General features: G+C 44.8%; 7 protein-coding genes. 4 read left to right on the forward strand and 3 right to left on the reverse strand.

Going from position 1 to position 6,638, the window contains the following annotated elements; genetic code table 11:
- The first annotated feature begins 121 nt into the window (after window positions 1-121).
- The 4 genes from AB1797_12135 to mgtE all read left to right on the forward strand — a co-directional run bounded on the left by AB1797_12135 (window position 122) and on the right by mgtE (window position 3,878).
- Window positions 122-1,429, forward strand: a complete 1,308-nt coding sequence (locus AB1797_12135; GenBank protein ID MEW5768347.1) for a hemolysin family protein — start codon at window positions 122-124, stop codon at window positions 1,427-1,429.
- A 187-nt stretch (window positions 1,430-1,616) separates the two neighbouring features.
- The gene (locus AB1797_12140) at window positions 1,617-1,943 is read left to right on the forward strand and encodes a nucleotidyltransferase domain-containing protein (GenBank protein MEW5768348.1); all 327 of its coding nucleotides are present in this window, start codon (window positions 1,617-1,619) and stop codon (window positions 1,941-1,943) included.
- A complete protein-coding gene (locus tag AB1797_12145; GenBank protein MEW5768349.1) occupies window positions 1,933-2,325 on the forward strand; it encodes a HEPN domain-containing protein in 393 nt (130 codons plus the stop codon). The genes AB1797_12140 and AB1797_12145 overlap by 11 nt, the downstream gene beginning before the upstream one ends.
- Before the next feature lie 200 nt (window positions 2,326-2,525).
- Window positions 2,526-3,878 (forward strand): magnesium transporter, encoded by a 1,353-nt coding sequence (mgtE, locus tag AB1797_12150; protein MEW5768350.1) that lies wholly within the window; start codon window positions 2,526-2,528, stop codon window positions 3,876-3,878.
- A 184-nt stretch (window positions 3,879-4,062) separates the two neighbouring features.
- Here mgtE and AB1797_12155 read toward each other — a convergent pair whose 3' ends face one another.
- The 3 genes from AB1797_12155 to ybeY are packed head-to-tail and all read right to left on the reverse strand — an operon-like array spanning window position 4,063 to window position 6,253.
- The gene (locus tag AB1797_12155; protein ID MEW5768351.1) at window positions 4,063-5,121 is read right to left on the reverse strand and encodes an ABC transporter ATP-binding protein; all 1,059 of its coding nucleotides are present in this window, start codon (window positions 5,119-5,121) and stop codon (window positions 4,063-4,065) included.
- Window positions 5,122-5,129: 8 nt separating this feature from the next.
- On the reverse strand, window positions 5,130-5,822 hold the full coding sequence (locus AB1797_12160; GenBank protein ID MEW5768352.1) for an ABC transporter permease: 693 nt from the start codon (window positions 5,820-5,822) through the stop codon (window positions 5,130-5,132).
- On the reverse strand, window positions 5,819-6,253 hold the full coding sequence (gene ybeY, locus AB1797_12165) for an rRNA maturation RNase YbeY (protein MEW5768353.1): 435 nt from the start codon (window positions 6,251-6,253) through the stop codon (window positions 5,819-5,821). Before ybeY ends, AB1797_12160 begins: the two co-directional genes overlap by 4 nt.
- Between the last annotated feature and the right edge of the window lie 385 nt (window positions 6,254-6,638).

Consider the following 6,638-nt stretch of genomic DNA (forward strand, 5'->3'; position numbering starts at 1 on the left):
CGAGCATCCAGCATCATGTGCTGAACGGTTACAAATTTATTAGAAAAAATCCGTGAGAATCCGCCAAAATCTGTGTCATCCGTGTGCTATTCTATCATTCTCTTCGTGGCTTAGTGGCTTTGTGGCTGAACGGTTACATCGGAAGAATCCGAAATCCGCCATCCGAAATCCGAAATCGACTATGATTTACACCCTTCTAACCTTAATGTTGATTATTATCTTGCTTAGCCTGAGCGCCTTTTTTTCCGGAGCCGAGATTGGAGTCATTTCAGCTAACCGGATCCGGCTTAAGCACTTAGCTGAGGCCGGTCTGCCTCGGGCTCAGATGATGGAAGGCCTTTATCGATATTATCCCCAATTGATCGTGACACTTTTAGTCGGAGCAAATATAGCTGAGGTTACTATTACGGTGACAGCGGCTTCTCTCTTTGAACGTTATCAAGGTATAACGGCCGTAGTGGTCACCGGCGTCATTCTCATCTTTGGTGAAATTATTCCCAAGAGTCTTTTCAGGAGGCACGCTATTAAGCTGGTTCTCCTCCTGGTCCGGCCAATAAGGGTTTCTTACTTTCTACTTTATCCGGCCGTGGGCTTGTTAGGTCGGCTGCTCAAGATAGCGGAACGAGGGGAAGTAGAGACCCCTTATTTGACGCGAGAAGAGCTTAAATTTCTTATTGAGGAGGGAGGGCGTGAGGGTGTCTTAGAAGAAGAGGAAGAAATGCTCACCGGAGCCTTTGAATTGTCTACTACCAGGGTGAAAGAGGTGATGACTCCCAGGGTAGATATGGTTTCCTTTGAGGCTGAAGCGGATATGAACAAAATCCTTCAGGTTATATCCGAACGTAATCATTCCCGAATCCCTGTCTACGGGGATGACATCGATGATGTCTTAGGTATCTTTTATACCAAAGACCTACTGAACTTTTGGGGAGAAGACCCCTCCGAGGTTAGAGCCATTGAATTCATCAGGATCCCCTATTTCGTTCCGGAAAGTAAACCGATTGGGGAATTACTTCGAGAATTTCAGGAAAAACGGATCCATATTGCCATAGTCGTTGACGAATATGGCGGCACGGCCGGTCTGGTCACCCTGGAAGATTTATTAGAGGAACTGGTTGGCGAGATAGAGGATGAGTATGTTCATGATGAGGAATGGGGCCTCAAGGTCGTTGATGAATCTACTTATGAGGTTGACGCTCGAGTAAGCATCGACCAGTTAAGTGAAGAGCTCGATCTTGATCTACCGGAAGAGGATTATGAAACCGTAGGGGGGTTTATTCTTCATCATTTGGGTCGAATACCTCAATCAGGAGAAACAATAAACATTGGAGAACTTAGCTTCCATATCCTGGATGCGGATGAGAAAAGCATCTTGAAGGTCAAGATTATTTCAGGGAAGAAGGCAGCAAACACCTCAAGAGAAATGTAGAAGTTCATATCTATGGTGAGATAAACAAACTCCATACGAATCTTCAAAACCTGTTTAAAAAACATATTGTAACCGTTCACCTCACCCCGGAGACACAGAGACACTGAGAAAAATCTAAAATCATTCTCCGTGTCTCTGTGGTGAACGATTACAACATATTCAAAGAAATTAAGGAAGAGAAAAATATATGAATACTAAAAAAGATATACTTAAAGAGGTTATAGATATTCTGATAAAGGAATATATGCCTGAGAAGATTATCTTGTTTGGGTCTTATTGTTATGGGAAATCAACTAAAGATAGTGACATTGACCTTTTAATAATAAAAGACACACAAAAAAAGAATAGAATAGATAGATTTGTTGAGGTAAAACGAATTATTTACAACCCAAGATTTAAAATTTCTATCTCGCCATTGATTTTAACCAGCAACGAATTAAATGAAAGATTAGAAATGGGCGATGATTTTTTAAGAGAGATTACTACTAAAGGAGAGGTTTTGTATGAAAGATAGAATTGTAAAGGAGTGGTTTGAACGTGGAAAGCACGACTTTTTGACCGCAAAACTAATATTTAGTCAAGCAGGTTATTATGAAGAGGTAATCTTCTTGCTTCACCAGGCAGTAGAAAAGTACCTTAAAGGTTATCTTATCTGGTATGGTTGGGAACCGAGAAAAATCCATGATATTGAAACACTTTTAACAGAAATAATAGAATTTGATAAAGGTTTTGAAAAATATCTGGACTTGGGCAGAAGGCTTACGGGATACTACTATGAAGAGCGGTATCCTCCTGGACCAATCCCAGAGATTTTAGATGAAGAAGTAGAAGATACATTCAAACTTGCAGAAGAGATTATCAATCTGATAAAAAGTAAAGTTAGTGTGGGTGAATAAATATGAGGGTCTTCATTGAAGGGCTAGTGTCTTATCAAGCTAGTATTTGTGGGTAGAGCCTCTTTAGTTTAATTCTATCATCTTTGGTGGTGAATTGCCAAACCAGGTAATACTCTCCCCTCAGGGGAAAGGATTAAGGTGAAGGGTAAAAGAGGCTGTACCCACAAATACTAACTTGACCAGGCGCGAGGGTAAAAACGATGAAAAGCATGGCCTTATTTATTCCTGAAATCAGGAATCTACTAACTGACAATAATTATACTATCTTAAGGGGTTTGCTGAAGGAACTTCATCCGGCCGATATTGCCCGGGGTTTTGAAGACCTTAAGCCAGAAGAACAAGTGGCTGTTTTTAAATGTCTTTCGGATGATGAGGCTATCGAGGTCTTTGAAGAGCTTGAGCTTGAGCAGCAGTCCTTCCTGCTCGATTCTATCAGTCGAGGGAGGGCAGGGAAGGTGCTGGATGCCATGTCTTCTGATGATCGGGCCGATCTCTTTTCCGAACTCTCTGATGAAACCGTCACCCGTCTTTTTAACTTGATGAAGCGGGAAGAGGTAGCCGATGTAGTTCAACTCTTAAAATATGAACCTGATACGGCCGGTGGACTTATGACCACCGATTATATTGCCTTAAAAGAAGATATAACCGTGGAGGCAGCCGTTGAGGCTATCAGGAAGAGACCTAAGGCCGAGATGATCCACTATGTCTATGTGGTAGATGAGTCCGGTCACTTAGTCGGAGTAGCCTCCCTGCGTGCCCTCATTCTCGCCAAGGAAGGGACTTCTCTTTTTGAGGTAATGGACTCCGATCCAATCAGGGTCAAAGTAGATTTAGATCAGGAAGAAGTGGCCAGGACAGTGGCTACTTATGATCTATTAGCTCTTCCCGTCATTGAGCACGATAACCGGTTGGTAGGGATTGTTACGGTAGATGATATTATCGATGTCGTGGAAAAAGAAGCGACCGAAGATATCTATCGGATGGCCGGAACAGCCTTTGAAGATGATGGGCATAAAAAATCGATATTTAAGATCGCCGTCTTAAGATTTCCCTGGCTTTTTACCTGTTTAATCGGTGGTCTGATTTCAGGCAGTATTATCAGGTTCTTTAAGATCACCTTAAATGAGACCATTGCCCTGACCTTTTTTATTCCGGTTATACTGGGCATGGGAGGGAATGTGGGCATTCAGTCCTCCACCATAGTGGTGCGGGGGGTGGCGCTTGGCCATCTGGAACGTGCTCAGATAGGCAGGATTCTAAGCCGGCAGATGGGTATCGGTCTGATTCTTGGGGCTATGTGCGGGACATTGATCGGTGTAATAGCCTCCCTTTTTCACATGGGCGGGGAGGTAGTTGCCCTGGCCGCCGGAGTTTCTATGTTCTGCTCACTCAGCCTGGCCGCTTTTATTGGCGCCCTTTTTCCTTTAATCTTTAACCGATTAAACATAGACCCGGCTATCGCCTCCGGCCCCTTTGTGACCACAGTGATGGACATAACCGGTCTGACGGTCTATTTCATCCTGGCCAGCCTTCTGGTTAAGGCGCTGACTTAGGTTTAGCAGGTCGATTTAGTTTCCAAAGGTTCCTTGTCCGTTTCCCCAATAACTGCCCCCTAACCGCACAGCTCGAATTCAACTTCTTCATTTTGCCAGAAAATACCAATATGGTCAATATCCCAGATCGCAGCTCTCCAATTTACTTGTCAAGGAAAATCGACTCTTAGGCGATGGCTTTCTCTTAAAAGACCTTAACTACGGAGGTCTTAAAGGTCAGATATACCTCTAAACCAGGCTTAAGTCCCATTTCCTCAAGGGATTTTTGAGTGATAATAACCACAAACTCTACGCCGGCTACATCTACACCAATTCTAACCTGGGATCCAATGAAAGAAAGAGCTGTAATCCGTCCTGAAAAGGAATTTCGGGCCGATGAAACCAGGCTGTCTCTGGATACGATTATCTCCTTAGGGTCAATCAATATGTGGCCAGGCCCTCTCTTTTCGGTTACCACCTTTACGATGATAGCGGTATCTTCCTTATTCTTAATCACCGCTTGAGTTAGCCCATCCCCTTTGATCAATTCTACGGCCAATAGATTTTCGGGAGAAGCGATGACGGCCTTTCCATCAATCAGGGAAATAACCTCCTCTGTCATCCGATATGCCTGAGAAAGGCTATGGGTGGTAAAAATAATAGTGGTAGAATGAGTCCGGTTTATCTTGGTGATAAGGGCCTCGATGGTCTCAATCGTTCTTTTATCGATATTGGCGGTCGGCTCATCCAAGAAGAGAAGGGTTGGGTTAAAGACCAGCGCCCGGGCAATAGCCACTCTTTGTGCCTCTCCCCCAGAAAGTTCCTTAGTGCTTCGAGATTCAAACCCCGGCAGGCCGACTTCAGATAATATCCGGCGTACTTGCTCTTTCCTTTCTTTAGATTTTACCCCTCGAATGGCCAGACCATAGCCTACATTCCTTTCCACCGCAGTGTGGAAAAGAAAAGGGTCCTGGGCCACCATCCCCATCTTTCGCCGGGCAGATAAGGAAGAGGTGGTTACTTCCTCTGCCTCAAAGAAGATCTTGCCGCTGGTAGGGGATTCAAGCAGGGAGAGGATGTTGAGAAGGGTTGTCTTGCCGCTCCCGTTAGGGCCAAAGAGACAGTAAATCTTTCCCTGGTGGAATTCTAAATGGGGGATGTCCAGGACAGGCCTGTTTCCATAGGATTTAGTTAGACCCTCTACTTTAATAAGCGGCTTTGGGATTGCGGATGGTGGATGGTGGGTTTGGGATGGTTTGATCATTGTTGAGATCAGTCTTTTTGGGCCTGAAGGTAATGAAAGAGAATATTTAATCCAAAGGCGACGCTCAGGAGGATCATGCCTAAGGCCAATCCGAGGGCAAATTCTCCTTTGCTCGTTTCCAGGGCAATAGAGGTGGTGATATTTCTGGTGTAGCCTTTGATGTTTCCGCCCAACATCATTGAGATACCTACTTCAGCAAAGACCCGGCCAAAGCCGGCCATAATCGCCGAGGCCAGGGCAAATCGCCCTTCCGTCAGCAAGGTTAAGGCCGTTTGATAAGGGGTAGCCCCCAGAGAAAGGGCTTCACGAGACACACGGGGGTCTAAGCTGGAAAGGGCTGAAATGCTTAAAGAGGTGATAATGGGGGTGGTCAGGATAAATTGACCGATAATCATGGCCGTCTGGGTATAGAGCAAACCGAGGGAACCCAGAGGCCCTTTCCGGGAAAGAAAGGAGTAACATAGCAACCCCACCACCACTGTAGGTAGGGCCATTAAGGTGTTGAAGGTAGTCAGCACCGCCTTCTTTCCCCAAAAGTTGTGGGCCGCAATGAGAACCCCAAGTAACACGCCGGCCAGGCTCGAAATGGTGGTAGAGATGGTCGCCACCTTAAGAGAAACAAAACTGATCTCCATGACCTCTCGATCAAAGGAGAGGATCAAATCAAGCGCTTCCACCAATCCTTCGGTCAGGTAGCTCATACCTCTATGGTCCTCAATATCTCCTCCTCTTTCCGACGCATTACTCTAGATTCGGCCTCCTCCAAATGATCGTAACTTAAAAGGTGAAGCGCCCCATGGATAAGCAGAATAGCTAATTCCCTTTCAAAGCTGTGGCCCAGTTGAACTGCCTGACGCTGGCAGGTCTCGGTAGAGATAACGATCTCACCCAGGCAGGGGCCTGGATGTCCTCCTTCCCTGAAGGCAAAGGCCAGGACATCAGTCGGTTCATCTATCTGACGATACTCCCGGTTTAGTTGCTGAATTAATTCATCATCGGCCAGGAGGATACTTACTTCCCCTTCTTTTATCCCTTCCAGGTGAAGGGTCTGACGGATTATCCGCTCTACTTCCTGAAGATCGACTGCCTCAGACTGTTTATTGGCAATACCTATTTCGAGTTTCGAGTTCATTTCCACTATCCTTTGACAATTGTTCGACCTGTATGGTTAGCTTAACCTTACTCACATCTTTTAAAAACCACGAAGCACACGAAGCACACGAAGAATTATAGAACAAATCTTTTAATCCCATTTACCTTACCCTTAAATTACTTTCTTCGTGAACTTCGTGTTCTTCGTGGTTTATTTTTGTTTTTCCCTACCTAATTAATCATACAGGTCGCAATTGTTCGCGGACAAAAGTGAGGAATTGATGGAATCCTGGGACAAGAATAAAGCTCCGTAGGAGTAATCTGTTTGTAGTATTTCACAAAAGCAATATATTTGCAGCTCCGTAGGAGCGACCTGTTTTTAGTAGTAGTAGAGCTTGAATATCTATGTCTATGGGAAATTTCTT

The organism is bacterium (assembly GCA_040753085.1).
Lineage (GTDB): Bacteria > UBA9089 > JASEGY01 > JASEGY01 > JASEGY01 > JASEGY01.